Raw genomic sequence first — 24,941 nt, 5'->3', positions numbered from 1 at the left:
AGTGATTACCGTATTGTCAGGAGGAACTGGAACGCCAAAGTTATTACAAGGTTTAAAAAGAGTTGTTGATAATGAGAAATTGGCTGTTATTGTTAATACTGGTGAAGACACTTGGATAGGGGATTTGTATTTGTCCCCCGATGTTGATACTGTCCTTTATACATTAGCAGACTTGATTAATGAAGAAACATGGTATGGAGTTAAAGGAGATACTTTTTACACTCATGAACAATTAAAAAATCTTGGATTTGATGAAGTTTTAAGGATAGGAGACAAAGATAGAGCTTTAAAAATGCATAAAACTTATTATTTAAAAAGAGGTTATAAGCTTTCAGAAGTTGTAGATATGGAGAGAGAAGCTTTAGGGATTAAAGCAAAAGTAATCCCAATGACTGATGATAAAGTTGAAACAAAAATTTTAGCAAAGGTTGATGGAAAGGTTGATTTATTAAAGTTCCATGATTTCTGGGTTAAAAGAAAGGGTGAAGTTGAGGTTTTAGATGTTATTTATGAAAACAGCCTATATGCTAAACCTTGTGAAAAGGCTGTCGAAGCTATAAAAAATAGCGAGCTTATTATTATCGGTCCTTCAAATCCTATAACCTCTATAGGACCAATTTTAAGTTTAAATGGAATTAGAGAGTTATTAAAAGATAAAAAAGTTGTAGCAGTTTCACCAATAGTTGGAAATTCTGCTGTTTCCGGCCCTGCAGGTAAATTAATGAAAGCTAAGGGTTATGAAGTATCTGTTAGAGGAGTTTATGAATTTTATAAAGATATAGTTGATGTTTTGGTTATAGATAATGCTGATAAAGAAATAGCTAAAGAAATACCTTGTGAAGTTTTCATAACCAACACAATCATGAAGACATTAGATGATAAGGTTAGGTTAGCAAAAAATATTATTGAATTCTGTGGGTCTTTATGAAGCCAGTTGCTTTAGTAACAACAAAACCAGGATTTGAACCGCAATTAAGAGAGGAGTTAAATAAATTACCAATAAAAAAGAAAATTCTCTGGACACCATTTAGGGGAATTTTAAAAATAATATCTCAAAACCCTTATGAATTTTTAAATATTATTAAAGAAAATAAGGCTAATCTAAAATTTTTATTGAGAGTAATTCCATTAGAAATGGAATGTCAAACAGATATTGATGAGATGAAAAAAGCTGTGTCTTTTTTAATCAATGAAAAGAAAGAAAGTTTAAGGAATAAATCTTTTGTGGTTAGATGCAATAGGAGAGGGAATCATGAATTTACAAGTGAAGAAGTTGAAAGAACCATTGGGAAATATGTATTAGATAATTTTAAAGATTTAAATTTAAAAGTGAATCTAAAAAACTGGGATTTTAAAATAAATATTGAGATTCTACAGGATAAAAGCTATATCTCGATATTTCAGGATGAATTTAATGAACTTGTTATTGAAGAAAATATAAAAAACTTAAAAAACTTAAAGAGATATGTTGAAAGACCATTAAACCGTTCAGAGAGAAAAATGGATGAATTAATAAAAAAATTTCCATTTATATTTGAAAACCTAAACTGTGTTGTGGATATCGGCTCATCTCCAGGGGGATGGGCAAAGATGTTATCAAAAAAAGCTAAAAAGGTTTATGCTATAGATACAGGAGAGTTAAAAATAAAAGCTAACAATATAATCCATATAAAAAAGAGAGCTGAATATGTAGATTTTGAAAAAGATATTGGAGAGGAAATTGATTTGATAACCAATGATACCAATCTTTACCCAGATGAATCCATCTTTTTAACATTAAAATTTGCGAAATATTTAAAAAGTAATGGTTATATAATTCATACATTAAAAGCGAGAAATTTGAAAACTAAAAAAGAGGATTTAGAGCAGGTGTTAAAAATTTTAAACCATTATAAAAGTATAAAAATATTTAAAATAACTAATTTAAAGGCTAATACTAAAAATGAACTCACAATAATACTCAAAAAAGTATAGGGAGAATATTATAGGGTATCTCCGAAAAATATATATACTTCTATCATAAAAAACTAAAAATGTAAAGTTCTGAGGTGGTATTATGGCTGAGCTTCCAGTTGCACCATGTGTAAGGATATTGAAGAAGGCAGGTGCTCAGAGGGTAAGTGAAGCAGCAGGGAAATACTTTGCTGAGGCTTTAGAGGAAATTGCCTTAGAGATTGCGAAGAAATCAGTTGATTTAGCTAAGCACGCAAAGAGAAAGACAGTAAAAGTCGAAGATGTTAAGGCAGCATTGAGAGGTTAAGTACTGAGCTTACATTATATCTATAATATCACTACACCTTTTTATTTTTTGTGCATATTAATAGAAATATTTAAATATTTGGAGCTAAATGGAATTAAAATTAAATACTGCTATTTTAATAGTTTTGATGAATATTAGGGGAGTTTTGGTGAGAAGATGAAGATTGTTTTTGATTTGGGAGGTTCCGTTATAATGCCAAAGGAAGGGGCTAATGTTAAAAAAATCATGGAATATGCCAATATTTTTAAAAAGATTAAGGATGAAGGGCATGAGGTAGCTATAGTTGTAGGAGGTGGAAAAACAGCGAGGGAATATATAGAGATAGGGAGAGAACTTGGAGCAAGTGAAAGTTTTTGTGATGAGCTTGGAATAATGGCTACAAGAATGAATGCGATGATATTAATTACTGCCTTAGGAGATTATAGCATAAAAAAAGTCCCTACATCGTTTGAAGAGGCTGAATTTATACTAAATTTAGGAAAAATTCCAGTTATGGGAGGAACTCATCCAGGACATACAACAGACGCTGTTGCCGCTTCATTAGCAGAGTTTATAAATGCTGATTTGTTAGTTATAGGAACAAATGTTGATGGTGTCTATGACAAAGACCCCAATAAATACAAAGATGCTAAAAAATTCGATAAAATCTCTGCTAAAGAACTTGTTGATTTAGCTTTAGCTTCTTCACTAAAAGCAGGTTCTTCATCAGTGGTTGATTTATTGGCGGCTAAGATTATTGAAAGGGCTAAATTAAAAGTGGCTGTTGTTAAAGGAACACCCGAAGAGCTTTTAAATGTCAGTAGAGGAATAATAAATGGAACAATAATTGAGGGATAAAATGGAGATTCCAAAGCACAGACACTGTTTAAATTGTGGTATTTCAATCCCACCAGACCAGGTATTTTGTTCAGAAAAATGTAAAATTGAGTATATGCAAAGAAGAAAGAAGATGTTGAGAACACAATATATGTTTTTAGCTATTGCAGGGCTTATAATTCTTTATTATATTATCACAATAGCATTGAAAATGTAAAACCAAAAATTATTTAAAATATTATAATCTCAATATTATCCTGGCTATTGTCCTGACTCCTATGGAGTTGGGACATGTCGATGACCCAGTGGAGTTCCTTCCCCTTTAACCCCAAAGGGGTAGCGAAACGATGAAGCTGGGGAGGCAAAGGGTGAAAAATAAATAAAAATAAAAAAATAGCTGTTTTATCAAAACTTAAAACTTAATTTAAAAATTTGAAACTAAAAACAAATAACAAAAATAAAAATATAGGAGGGAATACTATGCCAACAGCAAAATTCGTAGTTGCAGACCCAAAAACAGGAAGATGTTACCAAATTGAAGCAGACAACACACCATTAGTTGGTAAAAAAATTGGAGAAATATTTGATGGTAAAATTATAGGTTTAGAAGGATACAAGTTGCAAATAAGGGGAGGAACTGATTCAAGTGGTTTCCCAATGAGGCCTGACATCCACGGAAGTAGAAAGGTTAGAGTTTTATTGAGTGCTCCACCAGGATTCAGGCCAAAGAGAAAAGGAGAGAGAAGAAGAAAAACAGTTAGAGGAAACACAATAGCTCCTGACATTGTCCAAATTAACGTTAAAGTTGTTGAGTATGGAGAAAAATCAATCCCTGAATTGTTAGGATTAGAAGGTGGAGAAAATCAAGAACAATAAATAAACATAGCTTAATTTTATTTTTATTTTATTTTTGTATTTAAAATATTGTAGTGGTTTGTAGTTTTTGACTATTTTGATACTGCCGAATATAACTTTGTAAGCTAAGTAAGCTAAAATTATAAAAATATGGAAATACTATTTTACAGAATAAATAAGAAATTTACAAAGGGGATAACTATGGCTAAGAAAAAACAAGCTAAACAAGCAGAAGTAAATATTGGAATGGTTGGACACGTTGACCATGGAAAGACAAGTTTAACAAAAGCATTAACAGGAGTTTGGACTGACAGGCATAGTGAAGAGTTGAGAAGAGGAATTTCAATTAGGTTAGGTTATGCTGATTGTGAGATAAGGAAATGCCCACAGTGTGGAACATACACAACAAAACCAAGATGTCCAAACTGTTTAGCCGAAACAGAGTTTTTGAGAAGGGTTTCTTTTGTTGATTCCCCAGGACACGAAACATTGATGGCTACAATGCTTTCTGGAGCTTCTTTGATGGATGGGGCAATTTTGGTTATAGCCGCTAACGAACCATGCCCTCAACCACAAACAAAAGAGCATTTGATGGCTTTAGAGATTTTAGGAATTGATAAAATTATAATAGTCCAGAACAAGATTGACTTAGTTGATGAAAAGCAGGCAGAAGAAAACTATGAGCAAATAAAAGAATTTGTTAAGGGAACTATTGCTGAAAATGCCCCAATAATCCCAATCTCAGCTCATCACGAAGCAAACATTGATGTTTTGTTAAAGGCAATACAGGACTTTATCCCAACGCCTAAGAGAGACCCTGATGCAACCCCAAGAATGTATGTTGCAAGAAGCTTTGACATAAACAAGCCAGGAACTGAGATTAAGGACTTAAAAGGAGGGGTTTTAGGAGGGGCAATTATTCAAGGAGTATTTAAAGTTGGGGATGAAATTGAAATAAGACCTGGAATCAAAGTAACTGAAGGAAACAAAACATTCTGGAAGCCATTAACTACAAAGATTGTTTCATTAGCTGCTGGAAACACCATACTTAGAAAAGCACATCCAGGAGGTTTGATTGGAGTTGGAACAACATTAGACCCATACTTAACAAAATCAGATGCATTAACTGGAAGTGTTGTTGGATTGCCTGGAACTCTCCCACCTATAAGAGAGAAGATAACAATAAGAGCTAATTTGTTAGATAGGGTTGTAGGAACTAAAGAGGAGTTAAAGATAGAACCATTAAGAACAGGAGAAGTTCTAATGTTGAATATTGGAACTGCTACAACTGCTGGAGTTATAACATCAGCAAGAGGAGATATTGCAGATATAAAGCTAAAAATCCCAATATGTGCTGAGATTGGAGATAGAGTAGCTATAAGCAGAAGAGTTGGCTCAAGATGGAGATTGATTGGTTATGGAACTATTGAGGGATAATCAAGAATAATTTCTTCTTTATAATCTTTACTAAAATTGAGGGATTAATAATGATTGAATATCTCTTAAAAAATAAAGATCAGATTATCAAAAAAATGGAAAAAATTAATGAGATATCCTACAACATTAATGAACATTGGATTGAAGATAATTTTGATGATTCAGTTGAGATGAACTTTGCTGGTGGAGATGGGAGCTATAATCACATAGATTACATCTCATTTTCATTTTTTGGTGTTGGAGCAGTTAGTTTCATTCACAAAATTGGAGAAAAAGTTAAAAAAACTAAAGATGCATACATTTTTGACATTTCTCACCCATTAGATATTGAAACTAAGTTAAGAACTTACATGCTTACTTTAGAACTAAAAACAGCATTATACATGCTCAGAAATTATGACATTGATTATTACATAATAGATGGTTCTTTATTCTCCCTATTAATCTTTGCAAAGACCAACATTGATAAAGCTGACAAAGATAAGTTTGATTCAATATACAAAGAGTATAAAAAAGAATTAAATGAGAAAATTGAAGAAGAACTAAAAACCGGAGAAATTGGTGTTATATCAAAAGATTTGGAATTAGATAGGGAAGATAAGTTATTAGTTGAGCACGCTGAGTATATATTAACATTAACTAAACTTTTAAAGGAATTTAAAGATAAACTAATTGGAATTTCAAAAACATCTAAGATAAATATTTATTTTAATGCTGAGATTCCGGATATAGCAGTTTTTACAAAATTTACCAATAAGGAAGGTTATTCAACTCCAATAAACTTTATAGAAATGATTGGAAAAAAGAAAGGAGAAGGGCATAGCCAATTAAGTAGTGTAATGAAGGGAATAAATTTTATAAATGAATATGAAGGCAATATTGAAACAGCGTATATACAATTTGTTAGATTGGAAGATAACTGTGGAGTTGTGGGAATAACAAGCTTTAACAAAATAGATAAAGAGCTACTATCTTCATTAAAGCAAATATCTATTAACGGTTATCCTTATATATTAAAAAAAGCCCATGAGACTGTTGAAATAACCAACAAAAAACTTGAAGCAATTGCCAAGATGCTTAATATAGATGACCCTATAGCAAGACACATCTTAGGCAGAAAGAAGAAAAAATTCTGAAGAGGGAGAGGATGAGATATCTAATAACTACTGCCTTAGCTTACACTAATGGGCCTTTACACTTAGGGCATGCGAGAAGTACTTACATCCCAGCAGATATCATGTATAAATACTTAAAGTTGAAAGGGGAGGATGTTATCCACGTTGGGGGGACTGACAACCATGGAGTTCCTATAACTTTAACTGCTGAAAAAGAGGGAAAAAGTCCTGAAGAAATAGTTGAAAAATACCATAATGAGATTAAAGAAGATTTAGATTTATTGGGGATAGAGTTTGATGCTTTTGGTAAAACTCACAGCCAAATACATATAGAAACTGCCCAAGAGTTTTATCTAAAGCTGAAAGAGAACGGCTATATCTATGAAAAAGAGATAGAGCAGTTTTACTGCCCGAAGTGTAAAAAATTCTTGCCAGATAGATATGTTGAGGGAATCTGTCCATACTGTGGAGGAGAGGCGAGAGGAGACCACTGTGAGGTTTGTGGAAGACACTTAGAGCCATTTGAGTTAAAAAACCCTTATTGTGTAATCTGTAAAGGAAAGCCAGAGATTAGAAAAACTAAGCACTACTTCTTTAAGTTAAGTGCTTTAAAAAAGGAGTTAGAGGAGTATATAAAAAATGCAGAGGAAATGCCAGAGCACGTTAAAAACATGGCATTAAATTGGATTAAAGAGTTGCACGATTGGGATATTTCAAGGGACATAAGCTGGGGAGTCCCAATTCCAGGAACTAATCAGGTAATGTATGTTTGGTTAGAAGCTCCTATTGGCTATATCTCATTTACAAAGATGTTAGGAGATGTTTGGAAGAAATATTGGTTAGAGAAAGATACAAAGATTTACCACTTTATTGGGAAGGATATAACTGTCCATCACGCTGTCTTCTGGCCAGGAATGTTGATTGCTCATGGTTCTTTTAACTTACCAACAGCAGTAGTTAGTGGGGGCTACCTTACATTAGAAGGAAGAAAGATGAGTACAAGTAAAAAATGGGTTGTTTGGGTTAAAGATTTTGTTAAGAACTTTGATGCAGATTATTTAAGATACTATTTAATTATGTCAGCTCCTCTGTTTAAGGATTGTGATTTCTCATTTGATGATTTCAAAAATAAGATAAACAATGAGCTAATTAACATTATTGGAAACTTCACTCACAGAGTTTTAACCTTCACACATAGAAAGTTTAAAAAAGTCCCAATAGTTGATGAAAATAGATTAAAAGATGAGGATAAAGCTTTATTGAAAAAATGTGAAGAGACTATTGAAGCAGTAGATAAAAACATAAGGAGCTTTAAGTTTAGGGATGCTTTAGTTAATATATTACATCTTGCTATTGAAGGAAACAGTTACTTCCAAAAGATGGAGCCTTGGGCAGTTAATGATGAGAAGAGGTTAGAGGAAATATTATACACTTGCTGTAAGGCTGTTAAAACTATAATTTACCTTTTATACCCATACATGCCTAAAAAATCTCTTGAGCTGTTAAATTTAATGAATGAAGAGCTTGATTTAGAGTTGAGAGGAAATGAGTTAAAGAAACCAAAGATTATATTTAAGAAGGTAGAGGATAAGAAGATAGAGGAGATGAAGAAAAAACTCTATGAAAACAAAAAAGAAACTGAAGGAGGAGAAAATATGGAGCAGATAGATATAAGCTACTTAGAGAAGATTGATTTAAGAGTTGGAGAGATTGTTGAAGCAGAGGACATACCAAAGTCCAAGAAGCTCTTAAAATTAATTGTTGATTTGGGAGATGAGAAGAGACAGATAGTTTCAGGAATTAAAGGATATTATAAACCAGAGGAGTTAGTTGGTAAAAAAGTGGTTGTTATTTGCAATCTAAAACCAGCTAAGTTGTGTGGTGTTTTATCTGAAGGAATGATTTTAGCAGCTGAAGATGATGAAGGAAATGTTAGCCTATTAACTGTTGATAAAGATATAAAAGCAGGTAGTAAAGTTAGATAAACTATAAAAAATAAAAATTAGATTTTTAAATCTCCCCCATCATCTTTGGAAATGCTTCATAATATCTCTTTTTCATCTCATTAACATCTAAATCAATAATCTCTTTTCCGTTAATATTTATCTTTAACCTATTCCCTCCAACTTTTCCAATTATATGGGCATTGCTTAATTTACTTAAAACTTTATCTTTATTCTCTTCTCTAACTGCTAAAATTATTCTTCCAGAAGTTTCTGAAAACAATAAAACATCCTCTCTTAAATTATTTTTGTTGTAAGAGGTTAAATCTACATCTAAACCAATGTTATTTAATATAGCCATTTTGGCTAAAGCTACAGCTAAACCTCCTCTTGAGCAATCTACTGCCTCACTAACTAATCCTTCTTTTACAACCTCTCTAACTTCTTCATAAATTTTCTTCTCTTTCTCTAAATCAACTCTTGGCACTCTTCCTTCTTCAGTATTGTGTATAACTTTGTAGTATTCGCTTCCTCCCATCTCATCTTTTGTCTCATTTGTGATTATTAAGATATCTCCTTCTTTAATCTTGTTATCTAAAACCCCTGGAACTTTTTCAACATCCTCAACTTTACCTAATACAAATATTGCTGGAGTTGGGTTTATTGGATGTTCTTTTCCTTCAATAATCGTCTCATTGTATAAACTTACGTTTCCTCCAACAACTGGGATTTCGAAAAATTCAGCAGCATCAGCTAAACCTTTAATGCATTCTGCCAACTGCCAAAATCTCTCTGGTCTTTCAGGATTTCCAAAGTTTAAGTTATCAAGCATAGCTATTGGTTCAGCCCCAACTGTTGCTAAATTCCTAACTGCCTCAGCAACGGCATTTACAGCCCCTACATAAGGATTCAATTTGCAGTATCTTGAGTTACAGTCAGTTGTTAAGGCAATACCCATTGGATATACTTCAGTTATTCTTAAAACAGCAGCATCTTTTCCTGGCTTTACAACAGTTCTTATTTGAACTTCATGGTCGTATTGCTGATAAATCCATTCTTTTGAGCAGATATTTGGACTCTCTAAGAGTTTTAATAATACATCATTTAAATCTTCAGGCATCTTTATCTTTTCTTTGTCATCCTCTTTTTCTTTTAAGTCTTCCTTTGCCTCTCTATCATATAAAGGAGCTTCACAAAGCAAATCTAATGGTAAATCAACCACAACTTCTCCTTTATATTTGGCAATAATCCTCTTCTCTTTAATTGTTTTTCCAATAACTGCTGCAGGCAATTCATATTTTTTAAATATCTCAATTATCTCTTCCTCACTTCCAGGTTCAACAGCCAACAACATCCTCTCTTGACTCTCAGAAACCATAATTTCGTAAGGAGTTAATGGCTCTCTCAACACAACATTTTCTAAGTAAAGCTCAGATCCTACTCCTCCACCATAACACATCTCAGATGAAGCTCCTGAAAGCCCTGCAGCTCCTAAATCTTTCATAGCTTTAACTTTACCTGTTTTTACTGCCTCTAAAACAGCGTCAATTAAACATTTTTCAGAAAATGCATCTCCAACTTGAACACTTGGCCTTTCTTCCTCACTTTCCTCAGTTAAATCCTTTGATGCAAATGAAGCTCCTCCTATTCCATCCCTTCCTGTAGAACCAACCAATATTAAAGACAATCCTGGCTCTTTAGCTTTCCCTGTAATGATTTCATTCTCCTTAACTAAACCAACACACACAACATTTACTAAGTTGTTGTAATCAAAAGAGCTATCAAACTCACACTCTCCTCCAACTGTTGGAACTCCTATCCTGTTTCCATAATCTCCAATTCCTTTGACAACTCCCTCTATTAACCATCTAACTTTATCTCCTTCTTTTCCAAATATATCTCCAAACCTTAATGGGTCTAATAGAGCTATTGGCTTAGCTCCCATTGACAAAACATCTCTAACAATTCCTCCAACTCCAGTAGCAGCCCCATTGTATGGGTCTATATATGATGGGTGGTTATGGCTTTCCATAGCTATTGCTAAGCAGATATCATCTTTCAACCTAATTACAGCGGCATCATCTCCAATTCCAACAACTATATTTTTAGAGGTTTTTTCATTAACTGTTTTAGCAAACATTCTTAAGAGCTTTTTTGAAGTTCTGTAAGCACAGTGCTCACTCCATAGGTTTTCAAACATTGCCAACTCTACATGGTTTGGTTTTCTTCCCAAAACTTTTTCTATATACTTTAAATCGTTCTCATCCATAATTACACCTTATATAGCTGATAATATTTATTTGGTTGATATACAAAAATGAAAGATGTGTTATTAAACCTTTATGCTTATTCACTAAATATTTCATCCTCTTTAAAAAATAGCTTTATCTCTCTTTCAGCACTTTCCTTTGAGTCAGAAGCATGAATTATATTATCTGGGGTTGTTAAAGCAAAGTCCCCTCTTATAGTTCCTGGTTCTGCTTCAGCAGGGTTTGTTTTACCAATCATCTTTCTTACAACTGATATAGCATTTTCCCCCTCAATAACCATAGCTACTATCCTTCCGGATGTCATAAACTCTATTAACCTTTCAAAAAATTCTTTTCCTTTATGCTCTTCATAATATTTTTCTGCCATTTCTCTATCTAATTTAATCATTTTCATACCCACAATTTCCAAACCTTTATTTTCAAATCTTTCAATGATTTTTCCAATTAACTTTCTTTTTACAGCGTCTGGTTTTAAGGCTACGAATGTTCTTTCTTTCATGGTATCACATTTTTTACTTTTCAAAATTTAAAATAAATCAAAAATCTTTATATAATCAATATTACCTTAGATATTCTACTTTAAAAATTTTGACGATAAGCTATTAAAAATTATAATAATATTTATTAGACAAATCCATCTCGAAAAACTTAAATATTATCCATTTATAAAAAGTGAGATTGCTAATAACTTTAGTGAGGTGGGATTATCAAAAAAATACTTGCCCTATTGCTTGGGGCTGTCCTTATAGGGAGTTTGTTTTTAGCAGGATGTACTCAAAAAGAAGAAACAGAGAAAGAAATTAAAGTTGGGTTATTGGTTGATTTATCTGGAGGTTTAGCAACTTATGGGAATAACGAGAAACATATCTGTGAGATTGCTGAAGAGAAAATAAACAAATACTTTGAAGAGAAAGGAATTCCTTACAAAGTAAAACTCTACGTTGAAGATACAAAGGCTGACCCTAATGTATGTTTGCAGAAGGTTCAGGCTCTTCACGCTCAAGGAATAAACTTATTCTTGGGACCAATGGCAAGTGGAGAGGTTAAAAATATTAAAGGATTTATTAACTCGAATAAAATTGTTATAATATCTCCAAGTTCAACTGCTCCACCACAGATGATTGGATTTACAACACCAGAAGAAAAGAAATATGTGTTTAGATTTGTTCCAACAGATAACTTTCAAGGAAACGCTATTGGAGATGTTGCTAAAGAACTTGGTTTAAAGAATGTTATAATTATATATAGGGATGATGCTTGGGGAGATGGATTAGAGAAAGCAACTGTAGAAAAACTAAAGGCAAATGGGATAAATGTTATTGATGAAATACCTTACGACCCTAACATTGGGGACTGGAGCCCAATAATCCAAACTACAACCAATAAAATTGCTGGAAAAGGAAATGATACTGGAATAGTATTTATCGGATATGAAGAGGTAGCAACATTATTATCACAGATTGATGACGATTCCCCATTATTGAAACATGTTTGGATTGGCTGTGATGGAACAGCAAACAGTAAAAAGGTCTTAGAGGAGGCTAAAAATAAAGCTATTAAGGTTAAGCTCTACTCAACAATGTTCCAATCAGAGACAGATGAAGCTAAAAAGATAAAAGAAGAGTTTAAAAAGAGGGGCTATGGAGAACCAGACCAGTATGCATTAAACGTCTACGATGCATTCTGGGTTGGAGCAATTTCTTATGCTGAGATGTTGAATGAAACTGGAGGAAAATATGATGCTGACTTATTATCCAAGTTAATAAAAGAAAATACTGTTAAATACTCTGAAGGGCAGTTTGGAGTTAAGTCAGTAACTGGATATATTAAATTAAATGAATGGAATGATAGAGCGAGTGGAAACTATGGAATCTTTGCAGTAACTAAAGATGGATGGAAGTTAGTTGGAATCTGGGACTCAACAACCGGGAAAATTAACTGGGAATATACTTAATAATTTTAATATATTTATTTTATTTTTTAGATAATTTTTAAATTCACATAATTAATTTTATAGTTAAACGAAAACTTTTAATAGCCTAATTTTGAATAGTATATAGTCGGAAAATACTTTCCTCCACAATGAGGTGAGAATATGAAAAAAATATGGATGCTTTTAATATCCCTCTTTTTAATATCTGGAGTATTTTTTGCAGGATGTACAGAGAAAACTGGAAGTGGAGAAAACGCAAATACTACAACTATTACCGCATCTACTAAAGAAACAGTAATAAAAATAGGTGTTTTAACAGATTTATCAGGACCTTTATCATCTGACGGTAATGACATAGAAAAAACTTTAAAAATTGGAAAAGATGATATAAACAAATATTTTGAAGAAAAAGGACTTCCATATAAAATTAAACTTTATGTGGAAGATACTCAAAGTAATCCATCAATCTGTCTCCAAAAAGTTCAATCATTAAATGCTATGGGTATCAACTTGATAATTGGTCCAACATCAAGTGCGGAAGTTAAGAATATAAAAGACTATATAAATTCCAATCATATGGTTATTATTTCTCCAAGTTCAACTGCTCCACCACAGATGATTGGATTTACAACACCAGAGCAAAAAAAGTATATATTTAGGTTTGTCCCAACAGATAACTTCCAGGCAAAAGCAATTGCTGGGGAAATAAAAGATATGGGTATTAAAAATGTTGTCGTAATATACAGAGGAGATGCGTGGGGTATGGGATTAGAAAAAGCTACTGTAGATGATTTAAAAAAAGAAGGGGTAAATATTATTGGTGAAATTGAGTATCCAAGTACTCCAGAACCATCAGATTGGAGTCCATATATACAAACATTGGAAAATAAAATTGCTGGAAAAGATCCAAAAACCACTGCAGTATTGGCTATTGGATTTGATGAAATAGCTACATTACTATCACAAATAGATAAAGATTCCCCATTATTAAAAGTTAAATGGTTTGGTTCAGATGGGATTGTAGATAGTGAAAAAGTTATTAGTGAAGCTAAAAATAAAGCAGAAAAAGTTGGACTGTATTCAACTGAGTTCTATGGTGTAAGTGATGAAGCAAAGAAATTAGCAGAAGAGTATGAGAAAAGAGGCTATGGAAAAAAACCAAGACAATACGCTTTAATTGCTTATGATGCTTTATGGGTTGGAGCAATTTCTTATGCTGAGATGTTGAATAAAACTGGAGGAAAATATGATGCTAACTTATTATCCAAGTTAATAAAAGAAAATACTGTTAAATACACAAAAGGCGAATTTGGAATTAAACCAGTTACTGGAGATATCTACTTGAATGAATGGAACGACAGAGCCAGTGGAGATTACGGAATCCATGCTGTAACAGAAGAGGGATGGAAATTGGTTGGAATCTGGGATTACAAAACTGGAAAAATAAACTGGCTTAATAGCTAATGAACAATTCCAAAAACTTTAAATAACTCTTTTAAAATTTTTTAAATGTGCATATGTATTAAATTCATAAATTTTTATTATCTCAACTTTTATTATTTTTGAGGGATAAAATGGAGATTTTAAGGACAGAGAATATTGTAAAGTATTTTGGAGAATTCAAAGCCTTAGATGGAGTTTCTATAAGTGTAAATAAGGGAGATGTCACATTAATTATAGGCCCGAATGGGAGCGGGAAATCTACACTAATAAATGTTATCACTGGCTTTTTAAAGGCTGATGAGGGGAAAGTTTATTTTGAAAATAAAGACATAACAAACAAAGAACCAGTTGAACTCTATCATCACGGAATCGTTAGGACTTTTCAAACTCCACAACCTTTAAAAGAGATGACCGTCTTAGAAAATTTGCTAATAGGGGAGATTAACCCAGGAGAAAGTCCTTTAAATGCCTTATTCTATAAAAAATGGATTCCAAAAGAGGAGGAGATGGTTGAAAAAGCTTTTAAAATATTGGAATTTTTGAAATTATCTCATCTATACGATAGAAAGGCAGGAGAGTTAAGTGGAGGGCAGATGAAACTTGTTGAGATTGGGAGAGCTTTGATGACAAATCCAAAAATGATTGTTATGGACGAACCAATAGCTGGAGTTGCTCCAGGTTTAGCTCACGATATATTCAACCATGTCCTTGAATTGAAAGCTAAAGGAATAACTTTTTTAATTGTCGAGCATAGATTGGATATTGTTTTGAACTATATAGACCACTTATATGTTATGTTCAACGGGCAGATTATTGCTGAGGGTAGAGGAGAAGAGGAGATTAAAAAAGTTTTATCTGACCCAAAAGTTGTTGAAATTTACATTGGAGAATAAATTTGATTTTGGTGATGAATATGATAGAGGTAAAAAACCTAAACGCTGGTTATGGAAAGTTACAGATACTATTTGATGTAAATGCAAAAATAGAAAAAGGAAAAATTACAACTGTTGTTGGGCCAAATGGTAGTGGAAAATCCACATTTTTAAAAACACTATTTGGTTTGACAAAGATATATTCTGGAGAGATTATATTCAAAGATAAAGATATAGCGAGAATTCCTCCTCACATAAAAGCAAGGATGAAAATTGCTTATCTCCCCCAAACAAATAATGTATTTGCTAATTTGACTGTAGAGGAGAATTTAAAGATTGCTGGCTATGTATTAGATAAAGATAAGGTAAAAGAGAGGATAGAAATAGCCTTAAGTGTATTTCCAGAGCTTAAGAATATTTTAAAGAGAAAGGCTGGAACATTAAGTGGAGGGCAGAGACAGTTCTTAGCCATGGGAATGGCTTTAGTTAGGGATGCTGAAGTTTTAATGTTGGATGAGCCAACAGCTCAATTATCTCCAAAGCTTGCTGAGTTAATATTTGAAAAGATTATTGAGATGAGAGATGATTTCGGCTTAACAATCCTGCTGGTTGAGCAGAACGCTAAAAGAGCTTTAGAGATTAGTGACAACGGGTATATGTTTGTGAGTGGAAGGGTAGCATTTGAAGGAACTGCGGAAGAGTTGTTAAACCATGAGAAATTTAAGGAATATTCATTAGGAATAACTGCTATTTAATAAGATTGTTAGTTTTACTAAAAGTTTCAAGGTGAAAAAATGATTTTAGAAGGGGCGATTATTTATTCTAACCTTTTAGTTTTATTGGCGTTAGGTTTAACTCTAACTTATATAACAACAAATGTCCCAAACTTTGCTCAGGGGAGTTATGCAATAGTTGGGAGTTATGTGGCTTTAACACTATTAAAGTTGTTTGGTATTTGTCCTTACCTATCTTTGCCAGTTTTATTCGTTGTTGGAGCAGTTGTTGGTTTAATCACTTATTTAGCTTTAAAACCATTAATAAAGAGGGGAGCTTCAGTAGAGATTTTGATGATTGCAACATTAGCTATTGATTTGATATTGTTAGGAGCCATTGGGGCTTATTCTGAAATATTAAGTCAAATTGTTGGTTCTACCCAAGCAAAATTCGTTTTTGCAAACTTGGATTTTTCATTATTTGGTTTTAAGGGGATTTTATTTGTTTCAACATTTGTTATCATACTGTTGTTGATTGGACTCTATCTTCTATTATACAAAACAAAGTTTGGAATTGCTTTGAGAGCTTCAATGGAAAACCCATCTCTTGCTCAAACAATGGGAATTGATGTAGAAAAAACAAGGTTATTCTCTTGGATTCTCTCTGGAGCTTTGGCTGGAGTTGCAGGAGGGCTTTTACCTTTTATGCAAGAGATTGTTCCAGCTACAGGAGATTTAATTATTATTTCAATCTTTGCGGCAAGTATTGTTGGGGGGTTAAGGCATATAAGTGGAGCGTTGATAGGGGGTTACATCATTGGAATATCTGAGAGTTTAATAACCTATTACTTGGCACAAGCATTTGGAACAGGATTTTTAGTTTATGGAAAGGTTATTTCCTTAATAATAATGATAGCAACATTATTAATAGCACCTTATGGAATTACCGGAGTTGATTGGAAGAAAGTTAGGAAGATGCTATCTATTTCATAATTTACTTTTTGAGGTGAAAGATTATGAGTATTGATATAATATCCATGATTTTGTTATGGTTTGGGCTTTATTATATTGTCTCATTATCATTGAATATGGAATTTGGTTATGCAGGAATTCCAAACTTTGGTAAGGCGTTATCAGTGTTGGTTGGAGCTATTGCAGTTGGAGGGATTTTAGATAGGTTGTTAATGCTATATTTTGGTGTCGGAGGAGGTTTAATTGAAGGTAGCACCTATGCAACATCTATGATAAACAATTTAATTGCCTCAAACCCACTAATTGGAATTGGAATTTTAATATTGGCAATAATATTAGCTTCAATTCTCGGATTTGTTGTTGGAGCAATCTTTATTTTACCAAGTGCCAAGTTAAAAGAGGATTATTTAGGAATCACTTGTTAGCTATAAGTGAGGTAGTTCTTTTAATTTGCACATATAACCTAAATATAATTGGAGGTTATTATGGAATTTCAACTCCAGATATCTTAGCATTTGTCTCTGGAGAGTACAGAGGTTGGGTGTTTGCAGGGATTGTGTTATTTATTGCCTTCTTAGTTTATTTATTCTTTGAGAGGCTGTTAAATACACCATTTGGTAGAGTACTGAGGGCAATGAGAGAGAATGAAGATACTGTTAAGGCATTTGGTAGAGATATAATGAAGTTGAGGATAAAAACGGTAGCTATTGGTTCTGCGATTGGGGCAATTGCAGGAGTTTTATATTCATTATATACTGTAAATATTATTGCTAACGCATTTACAAGAGTAGATTGGACCTTCTTCCCATTCTTAATGGTCCTATTAGGAGGAAAAGGAAATAACAAAGGAGTTGCTTTGGGGGTTTTAGGTTATGTGATAGTTAAGGTCTTATTAGATATATACAAATATAATATAAAATATGCGTTAAATATTCCATTTGAACCAGTTTGGCTATCTTATATGTTATTTGGAGTTTTAATGCTTCTCATTCTATACTACAAGCCATCTGGTTTAATTCCTGAAAAACCAATTATAACTCCTCCAATGAAAAAGAAAATAATGGAGGTTAGTAATAAGTAATTTAATTAAATAATAAAGTTTTTATAGCAAATGCTATTTTATTTATAGTGTTTTTCAAAACTTACCAAAGCAATAAGGAATATTTGAACACCTTCTTAAAAGAAGGTGTTCATCAGTGCCTTAGTTATACTAAAGTATTTTGAAAAATACTAATTTTTCCTAAATATTTTCATTAGGTATTATTTTCTTTTAAAATTCAAATTTTTAAAGTTCAGATAAAATATTTTTGGTGATAGAATGATTATTAAAGGAAGAGTTCACAAATTTGGGGATGATATAGATACAGATGCAATAATTCCCGGCCCTTATTTAAGAACTACAGACCCTTATGAGTTAGCTTCACACTGCATGGCTGGGATAGATGAAAACTTCCCAAAGAAGGTTAAGGAGGGGGATGTGATAGTTGCTGGAGAGAATTTTGGTTGTGGTTCAAGTAGGGAGCAGGCAGTAATAGCAATAAAATACTGTGGGATTAAGGCTGTTATAGCCAAAAGCTTTGCAAGAATATTTTATAGGAATGCCATCAACATTGGATTAATCCCAATAATAGCAAATACTGATAAGATTGAAGATGAGGACATTGTAGAGATTGATTTAGACAAGGAGGAAATCAAAATAATTAACAAAGACAAAATAATAAAATGTAAAGCACCAAAGGGATTAGAGATGGAAATATTAAATGCAGGAGGATTAATTAATTACCTAAAATTGAAAAAAGGTGTAAAAACATGATGTTAGAGTTAAATGGACTGCATGCAGGTTTAAGGTTTTCTTCAGCCCATATTGTATTTGGACATCCAACTTGTGGGGTTATCCACGGGCATTCTTATTATGTGGATGTAAAGCTGTATGGAGAGAGAGCTGGAGAATTTAATTTTGTATGTGATTTCAAAATAATTAAAAAGATTGTGAAAGAAATTTGTGATAAATTAGACCATAAATTAATACTACCAAAAAATCATGATAAAGTTTATTATGAGTTAAGGGATAAAACCCTATACTTTAAATATGAGAATAAGGAATACAGTATTCCTGTTGAGGATGTCATTTTATTACCTATTCCATCAACTACAGCTGAAGATTTGGCAGTATATTTTGCAGATGAAATAGCAAATAGCTTAAAAAATCTCGGTTTTTCAAATATAAATTGGATAGAGGTCTCTATCAACGAAGGAATAGGGCAGGGAGCTTGTTATAGAAAATACCTAAAAGAGGTGAAATAATGGAGAGAATCTTAGAGAAGGTTAGAGAAAAATCAGAGATTCCAGTATATGACAAGTCAGTAGAGAATGTATTATCAGCTATTTTAACAACAAGCGATTTTTGGAAGATTGTTGATTTGAGTGAGGAGCCATTGCCCTTAGTTGCTGACATCATAAGGGTTTTAGAGAATGAAGGCTTAATAAAAATAGGTAACGGAATAGAATTTACTGAAAAAGGAAATGAATTTATAAAATCCTATGGAATTGGAGCTAAAGAGGATAGTGTTTGCGAATGTTGCGAAGGGAGAGGGGTGTCTTTAAAGAACTACCAAGATTTATTGGAAAGATTTAAAGAAATAGTTAAAGACAGACCAATGCCAAAACACGAATACGACCAAGGTTTTGTTACACCAGAATGTACAATTTCAAGAATTGCTTTAATGAATTCAAGAGGAGATTTGTTTAACAAAGATGTTTTAGTTTTAGGGGATGATGACTTAACAAGCATCGCTTTAATGCTCTCAAATCTTCCAAGGAAAATAGTTGTTGTTGATATCGATGATAGATTAATCAACTTCATAAAAGAGGTTGCTGAGCAATTAAATTACAAAAATATTGAGGTTATTACCTTAGATTTAAGAAAACCACTTCCAGAGAAATACAGTAAGGCATTTGATACATTCATAACAGACCCACCAGAAACAGTTTATGCAATAAAAACATTCATTGGTAGAGGAATATCAGCACTAAAAGGAGAGAGAAGAGCTGGTTACTTTGGAATTACAAGGAGAGAGAGTTCTTTAGATAAGTGGAGAGAGATTCAAAGAACATTAATAAATGAGTTCAATGTAGTTATAACTGATATAATAAGAAATTTCAACCACTATGTAAATTGGGGTTATGAAGAAGAAACAAGAGCTTGGAAATTAGCTCCTGTAAAGAAAAAACCAGAGGATATTTGGTATAAGTCCTATATGTTCAGAATAGAGACCCTAAAAGATAGCAGAGGGTTTGAGGAAGAGGTTGATATTGGAGATGAGTTATACAACGATGCTGAAAGTTCAACAACATAAAAATTTTTTAAAAATTTTAAATATTTTCACATAAATATTTTAACGCATCCTCTTCCATAAAATGGAGTTTTCCTGGGATTATTATGCAGTGTAAAGGCTCTCCAAAGTCATAGTTAATTAAATCTTTTATTTTTCCATAAACAAGTTTTGGTTTTAAACTTCCAGCTCTTGCTACAACAACAGCCTTTGTATCTTCATTTATAACATTTTCTTTCTTTCTATTTTCTAATTCCAATAATATTTTTAATCCTTCATTTGCTGTCATAAACCTTTTTTCATTCTCATCAATCCTGATATCCAAGAGGCAGAGGGTATGCAATCCTCTCTCTAAGTTTTCTTTTATTACATTGTATGGGGTTTCTGGGAAGTAGTTTTCTTCTGGAAAAACGATTGATGTTGTTTTACCAAATTTATACAACTGCAGTCCAGTAATCCCAACAGCTGAATAAATTGAGGGGGCATTTATAATAACAACCTCAACCCCTTTCTTTTTTGCCTCTATAACCAAATCAACGTGTGTTGTGGCAACCATTGGGTCTCCAGCAGTTAAAAACATTATATCTTTATTCTTTGCCTCTTCTATCAATTTATATCCGTTATATTCAACATCTTTTCTACTTAAAACATGAATCTTTTTACCTAAAACTTCTTCTATCTTTTCTATTGTAGTCCCTGTTAAAACTGCGGTGTAAAATTCAGCATAAATTTTATCTACCTTTTTAGCAAATTTTAATGTCTTTAATGTCATGTCATTCTCATCATACAGTCCTAAACCAGCTAAGATTAACATCATATCACCAAATTTTTAATTCAACAATAAAGATTAAATATTAAATAATCCCCTAATCTAACAATTAAAATTTTAATGGTGGGGTAATGGAAAGTTATTATTATGTGTTTTTTATAATATTGTCAATAATCTTTATCGTGCCAAATCTATTAAAGAAATTTAACATCCCTGCTATAACTTCGATTATGATTGCAGGGATTATTATAGGCCCTTATGGGTTAAATATATTGCAGGTTGATAATACACTGAAGGTGCTTGCAGATTTTGGAGCAATTATGCTAATGTTTTTAGCTGGACTTGAGGTGGATAACGAAACTTTAAAGGAAGAGTTCAAAAATTCCTTAATTTTAAGTTTATTTTCACTATTAATTCCAGGTATTGGAGGTTATTTAATTGGGCAGTTTTTAGGATTAGGATTTATTGGAAGTTTGTTGTATGCCGTAATCTTTGCTTCTCATTCTGTAGCCATCGTTTATGGAGTATTGGAAGAACTAAAAATGGTTAAAACAAGGTTAGGTACTATAATTTTAAGTGCTACAATTACTGTTGATTTATTTACTCTCCTTTTGCTATCAGTAGTTATAAAGTTAGGGGTTGGTGGAGAAAATGTGGGGATGTTCTTATTAGAGACATTTTTATATATTGGAGTGTTACTTTTAGCTATTCCATCCCTCTCCAAAAATATTCTTGGCATATTTGAAAAACTTCATGCTCAAAGGATACATTATGTTTTATTTATTATATTCATTGCCATAATAGTTGGGGAAATTATTGGAATTCACCCAATAGTGGGGGCTTTTATCTGTGGAGTCGCTGTTAGTGAAGCATTAACTAAGGAAGAGCATGATGAACTTCTAAATAAAAATTTAAATGCAATTGGCTATGGTTTCTTTATACCAATATTCTTCTTAGTTTTGGGGATGGAAACGAACATAAGAGTTATATTTAATTTAAGTAATTTGGAGCTTTTATTAATTACATTAATTTCAGCAGTGGCATTAAAATTCATGTCTGGCTTTATAGCTTTAAGAATTTTAGGTTTTGATAGGATAAAAAACATTATTGGGGGTTTATTAACAGTCCCAAAAATTTCAGCCTCATTAGTAGCGGCATCAATTGGAAGAGAGCTTGGTTTAATAGGAAATGAAATATTTGTGACAATTGTAGCACTCTCTGTAATAACTGCTACAATAACTCCAATAGTAGTGAAGCACATATTTGTAGCTAAATGTAGCAAAAAAGTTAAAAATTAATTTTTAAACTCTTATAAACTCTCTTAATTTATAGTGTTTTTCAAAACTTATAAAATTGATAAGGAATATTTGAACGCCTTCTTTTAAGAAGGCGTTCATCAGTGCCTTAATTATTCCAGAAGCCAAGGGGCTACGCCCCTATTGGCACAGGACTTTCACAGGAATAATTTTTCTTATTGAATATTGATGCCATTGGCATCTAAATTCCTTAATAATCTAAAAACTGTGAAAGTCCTGTGGGTATACCCCAGCAATTCTAAATTACACCTCCGAGCATAAGCGAGGAGGTGTTAGGTTTTGGTGAAGCAGAAAGCTCTGCTTTCTGGCTACAAAATTTTTTTGATTTTGTTCAACTTTTACTAAAAAGGTTCTTTCAAAGTATTTTGAAAAACACTAATCGTATCTTAATACAGCCCCTTCATCAGCTGAACTAACCAACTTAGCATACCTTGCTAAATAACCTTTTTTAACTTTAGGTTCTGGCTTTTTCCATTTAGCCAATCTTTCTTTAATCTCCTCTTCCTCTAAAGCTAAATCTAACCTTTTATTTATCATATCTATTTTAATGATATCTCCATCCTCAACTATCGCTATCGGGCCTCCAGCCATTGCCTCTGGAGAAACATGCCCAATGCACGGCCCCCTACTACCTCCGCTGAATCTACCATCTGTAATTAATGCTACTGAATCATCCAACCCCATTCCACAAATTGCTGAAGTTGGAGCTAACATCTCCCTCATTCCCGGCCCTCCAGCTGGGCCTTCATATCTAATAACTACAACATCCCCTCTCTCAATCTCTCCTCCTAATATAGCATCAACTGCCTCTTCCTCGCTGTCAAATACTCTTGCGGGGCCTTCATGCTTATACATCTTTGGATCAACTGCTCCAATCTTAACAACTGCTCCATTTGGAGCTAAGCTTCCCTTCAATATTCTCAAACCAGCTGTTTTATGAACTGGCTTATCTACTGGTCTTATTACGCTGTAGTCAATATATTTAACCTCTTTGATTATCTCTCCAATAGTTTTTCCACTAACTGTTAAGCAGTTTTTTCTTATCTTCTCTTCTAAAACTTTTAATACAGCTGGAATTCCCCCAGCTCTATGTAAATCAATTATAAAGTGCTCTCCTCCAGGTCTTAAAGAAGCTATATGTGGAACTTCATCACTCAACCTATCAAAGTCATCTAATGTTATGAACTTTGGCTTTATTTCATTTGCTATTGCTGGAATATGAAGGGTAGTGTTAGTTGAACCTCCTAAAGCTAAATCTACTAAAATAGCATTTTCAAATGCCTCCTTAGTTAAAATCTTGTCTGGAGTTATGTTGTTTCTAACTAAATCAACTATTCTCATCCCACTTCTCTTAGCTATCCTTATCTTCTCTGCTGTTGTTGCATGTGAAGTAGCACAGTAAGGCAGAGAAAGCCCCATAGCCTCTGTTAAACAAGCCATTGTATTCGCTGTAAATAACCCAGCACAACTACCAGCTCCTGGGCAAGCTATGTCCTCAATCTCTTTAAGCTCTTCCTCTGTAATCTTCCCAGCTGCACAGGCACCAACTCCTTCAAATACACTGATTAAATCATACTTTTTACCTCTCAACTCTCCAGGAAACATCGGCCCTCCAGTAACAACTATAAATGGTAATCCAGTCCTTATAGCACCCATTATCATTCCAGGAACAATTTTATCACAGCTTGGGATTAAAACTAAACCATCGAATCCATGTGCCTTTGCCATACTCTCTACGGTATCAGCAATAATCTCTCTTGAAGGTAGAGAGTATTTCATTCCCTCATGACCCATTGCTATTCCATCACATATTGCCATTGTGTTGAACTCAAAAGCTGTCCCTCCATTTGCATAAATACCTTTTTTAACAGCATCAGCTATATCTCTTAGATGTATATGTCCTGGAACTACTTCCGTAAAGCTATTAACAACGCCAATAAATGGTTTTTCCAACTCTTCATCTGTATATCCGCAAGCTTTTAATAAACTTCTATTTGGTGCTCTTTTTATTCCTTTTTTTACTCTATCACTTATCATGTTATCCCTCTTCATAAAATTCGAGACTATGGCTGGTTAATCTTTCAATAATGTTTTTTTATTTTTTGTAAAAATTTACACTATAAAATAAAAATAATATAAAATAAAGGTATGGAAATTACTGGCTTTCAGCTTCCATCTTCTTCTTTACGTGAAACTTTTAGTAAAAGTTTCATCAAAACGGATGCGTTGTTTAAGCTTTAGCTTAAACAACGCCTCTTAGAATGTGTGAGGTGTTAAATATATATTAAATATTCGAATTATGCTTTCATCTTCTTTTTTAAGTAAGGCATCAATCCTCCTGCCTCTAAAATTTCCATCATAAACTCTGGCAATTTTTGCCCTTTTAAAACCTCTCCAGTAGTTAAGTTTTTAATCTCTCCAGTTTCTAAATTAACCTCCAACTCATCTCCTTCATTAACTTTTTCTGAAATGCCCTTGCATTCAATCAGTGGCAAACCAACGTTAATGGCATTTCTGTAAAAGATTCTTGCAAAGCTTTCAGCTATAACGCATGAGATTCCAGCTCCTTTTAATCCTAATGGAGCGTGTTCTCTACTTGAACCACATCCAAAGTTCTTTCCTCCAACAATTATATCTCCAGGTTTAACCTTCTTTGGGAAATCTGGGTCTGCTCCAGTCATAACAAATTGAGCCAATTCTTCAGGTTTTGTATAAACTAAGTATCTTGCTGGTAATATGGCATCTGTATCTACGTTATCTCCAAACTTCCAAACTCTACCTTTGATTACACTCTGCATAATCCCACCCAGAATTTTTGATAATAAAAAGAGAGATGAAGTATAATAAATACTTTTATTTTTTATTGACTTTATTGTCTTTATAAGTATTTGGTGA

The 24,941-nt window shown here is 32.9% G+C and carries 23 protein-coding genes and 1 pseudogene; 19 read left to right on the top strand and 5 right to left on the bottom strand.

What is annotated here, in order from left to right:
• Nucleotide 1 precedes the first annotated feature (1 nt).
• The 9 genes from cofD to metG all read left to right on the top strand — a co-directional run bounded on the left by cofD (nt 2) and on the right by metG (nt 8,468).
• Nucleotides 2–928: a 2-phospho-L-lactate transferase gene (gene cofD / locus MFS40622_RS03380; protein WP_012980274.1), complete on the top strand. Its 927-nt coding sequence runs from the start codon at nt 2–4 to the stop codon at nt 926–928.
• A complete protein-coding gene (locus tag MFS40622_RS03375; RefSeq protein ID WP_012980273.1) occupies nt 925–1,974 on the top strand; it encodes a THUMP domain-containing protein in 1,050 nt (349 codons plus the stop codon). Before cofD ends, MFS40622_RS03375 begins: the two co-directional genes overlap by 4 nt.
• An 82-nt stretch (nt 1,975–2,056) precedes the next feature.
• Complete coding sequence (locus MFS40622_RS03370; protein WP_012980272.1) at nt 2,057–2,260, top strand: histone family protein; 204 nt, start codon at nt 2,057–2,059, stop codon at nt 2,258–2,260.
• A 156-nt stretch (nt 2,261–2,416) separates the two neighbouring features.
• The gene (gene pyrH / locus MFS40622_RS03365; protein ID WP_012980271.1) at nt 2,417–3,097 is read left to right on the top strand and encodes a UMP kinase; all 681 of its coding nucleotides are present in this window, start codon (nt 2,417–2,419) and stop codon (nt 3,095–3,097) included.
• Nucleotide 3,098: 1 nt separating this feature from the next.
• A complete protein-coding gene (locus tag MFS40622_RS03360; RefSeq protein WP_012980270.1) occupies nt 3,099–3,293 on the top strand; it encodes a DUF2116 family Zn-ribbon domain-containing protein in 195 nt (64 codons plus the stop codon).
• A 263-nt stretch (nt 3,294–3,556) separates the two neighbouring features.
• Complete coding sequence (locus tag MFS40622_RS03355; protein WP_012980269.1) at nt 3,557–3,952, top strand: 30S ribosomal protein S6e; 396 nt, start codon at nt 3,557–3,559, stop codon at nt 3,950–3,952.
• A gap of 180 nt (nt 3,953–4,132) precedes the next feature.
• Nucleotides 4,133–5,368 carry a translation initiation factor IF-2 subunit gamma gene (locus MFS40622_RS03350; RefSeq protein WP_012980268.1) on the top strand — a complete coding sequence of 412 codons (1,236 nt, stop codon included), beginning with the start codon at nt 4,133–4,135 and terminating at the stop codon, nt 5,366–5,368.
• A 50-nt stretch (nt 5,369–5,418) separates the two neighbouring features.
• The gene (locus MFS40622_RS03345; RefSeq protein ID WP_012980267.1) at nt 5,419–6,504 is read left to right on the top strand and encodes a DNA double-strand break repair nuclease NurA; all 1,086 of its coding nucleotides are present in this window, start codon (nt 5,419–5,421) and stop codon (nt 6,502–6,504) included.
• A gap of 11 nt (nt 6,505–6,515) precedes the next feature.
• Nucleotides 6,516–8,468: a methionine--tRNA ligase gene (gene metG, locus MFS40622_RS03340; protein ID WP_012980266.1), complete on the top strand. Its 1,953-nt coding sequence runs from the start codon at nt 6,516–6,518 to the stop codon at nt 8,466–8,468.
• A 25-nt stretch (nt 8,469–8,493) separates the two neighbouring features.
• On the opposite strand, the gene purL is transcribed toward metG, so the two are convergent.
• Nucleotides 8,494–10,695 carry a phosphoribosylformylglycinamidine synthase subunit PurL gene (gene purL, locus MFS40622_RS03335; RefSeq protein WP_012980265.1) on the bottom strand — a complete coding sequence of 734 codons (2,202 nt, stop codon included), beginning with the start codon at nt 10,693–10,695 and terminating at the stop codon, nt 8,494–8,496.
• A 77-nt stretch (nt 10,696–10,772) separates the two neighbouring features.
• Nucleotides 10,773–11,195 carry a nucleoside-diphosphate kinase gene (locus MFS40622_RS03330; RefSeq protein ID WP_012980264.1) on the bottom strand — a complete coding sequence of 141 codons (423 nt, stop codon included), beginning with the start codon at nt 11,193–11,195 and terminating at the stop codon, nt 10,773–10,775.
• 207 nt (nt 11,196–11,402) lie between these two features.
• On the opposite strand from MFS40622_RS03330, the gene MFS40622_RS03325 reads away from it, so the two are divergent.
• From MFS40622_RS03325 to MFS40622_RS03285, 9 genes and pseudogenes are all read left to right on the top strand, one after another.
• Complete coding sequence (locus MFS40622_RS03325) at nt 11,403–12,650, top strand: ABC transporter substrate-binding protein (protein WP_198003860.1); 1,248 nt, start codon at nt 11,403–11,405, stop codon at nt 12,648–12,650.
• A 141-nt stretch (nt 12,651–12,791) separates the two neighbouring features.
• The gene (locus MFS40622_RS03320; protein WP_012980262.1) at nt 12,792–14,093 is read left to right on the top strand and encodes an ABC transporter substrate-binding protein; all 1,302 of its coding nucleotides are present in this window, start codon (nt 12,792–12,794) and stop codon (nt 14,091–14,093) included.
• Between the two features lie 110 nt (nt 14,094–14,203).
• The gene (locus MFS40622_RS03315; protein ID WP_012980261.1) at nt 14,204–14,965 is read left to right on the top strand and encodes an ABC transporter ATP-binding protein; all 762 of its coding nucleotides are present in this window, start codon (nt 14,204–14,206) and stop codon (nt 14,963–14,965) included.
• A 20-nt stretch (nt 14,966–14,985) separates the two neighbouring features.
• Complete coding sequence (locus MFS40622_RS03310; RefSeq protein ID WP_369750802.1) at nt 14,986–15,699, top strand: ABC transporter ATP-binding protein; 714 nt, start codon at nt 14,986–14,988, stop codon at nt 15,697–15,699.
• Nucleotides 15,700–15,738: 39 nt separating this feature from the next.
• Complete coding sequence (locus MFS40622_RS03305; protein ID WP_012980259.1) at nt 15,739–16,650, top strand: branched-chain amino acid ABC transporter permease; 912 nt, start codon at nt 15,739–15,741, stop codon at nt 16,648–16,650.
• A gap of 23 nt (nt 16,651–16,673) precedes the next feature.
• A pseudogene (locus MFS40622_RS03300) lies at nt 16,674–17,710 on the top strand (branched-chain amino acid ABC transporter permease).
• Between the two features lie 237 nt (nt 17,711–17,947).
• On the top strand, nt 17,948–18,442 hold the full coding sequence (gene hacB, locus MFS40622_RS03295) for a homoaconitase small subunit (protein ID WP_012980258.1): 495 nt from the start codon (nt 17,948–17,950) through the stop codon (nt 18,440–18,442).
• Nucleotides 18,439–18,933 carry a 6-carboxytetrahydropterin synthase QueD gene (locus MFS40622_RS03290; RefSeq protein WP_012980257.1) on the top strand — a complete coding sequence of 165 codons (495 nt, stop codon included), beginning with the start codon at nt 18,439–18,441 and terminating at the stop codon, nt 18,931–18,933. Before hacB ends, MFS40622_RS03290 begins: the two co-directional genes overlap by 4 nt.
• Nucleotides 18,933–19,985, top strand: a complete 1,053-nt coding sequence (locus MFS40622_RS03285) for a bis-aminopropyl spermidine synthase family protein (RefSeq protein WP_012980256.1) — start codon at nt 18,933–18,935, stop codon at nt 19,983–19,985. Before MFS40622_RS03290 ends, MFS40622_RS03285 begins: the two co-directional genes overlap by 1 nt.
• A 16-nt stretch (nt 19,986–20,001) precedes the next feature.
• Here the strand turns inward: MFS40622_RS03285 and dph5 are convergent, their stop codons facing one another.
• On the bottom strand, nt 20,002–20,775 hold the full coding sequence (gene dph5, locus MFS40622_RS03280) for a diphthine synthase (protein WP_048197446.1): 774 nt from the start codon (nt 20,773–20,775) through the stop codon (nt 20,002–20,004).
• 86 nt (nt 20,776–20,861) lie between these two features.
• On the opposite strand from dph5, the gene MFS40622_RS03275 reads away from it, so the two are divergent.
• Nucleotides 20,862–22,028: a cation:proton antiporter gene (locus MFS40622_RS03275; RefSeq protein ID WP_012980254.1), complete on the top strand. Its 1,167-nt coding sequence runs from the start codon at nt 20,862–20,864 to the stop codon at nt 22,026–22,028.
• A gap of 393 nt (nt 22,029–22,421) precedes the next feature.
• Here the strand turns inward: MFS40622_RS03275 and ilvD are convergent, their stop codons facing one another.
• Together ilvD and leuD are read right to left on the bottom strand one after the other, a co-directional pair.
• On the bottom strand, nt 22,422–24,083 hold the full coding sequence (gene ilvD, locus MFS40622_RS03270; protein WP_012980253.1) for a dihydroxy-acid dehydratase: 1,662 nt from the start codon (nt 24,081–24,083) through the stop codon (nt 22,422–22,424).
• A gap of 260 nt (nt 24,084–24,343) precedes the next feature.
• Entirely contained in the window at nt 24,344–24,844 is a 501-nt protein-coding gene (gene leuD / locus MFS40622_RS03265; protein WP_012980252.1) for an Isopropylmalate/citramalate isomerase small subunit, read from the bottom strand.
• Nucleotides 24,845–24,941 lie beyond the last annotated feature (97 nt).

It is taken from the genome of Methanocaldococcus sp. FS406-22, assembly GCF_000025525.1.
In the GTDB taxonomy this organism is placed as follows: domain Archaea; phylum AGJL01; class Methanococci; order Methanococcales; family Methanocaldococcaceae; genus Methanocaldococcus.
Note: the sequence above shows the minus strand (reverse complement) of the source record. Positions and strands in the feature narration are given on the sequence as shown.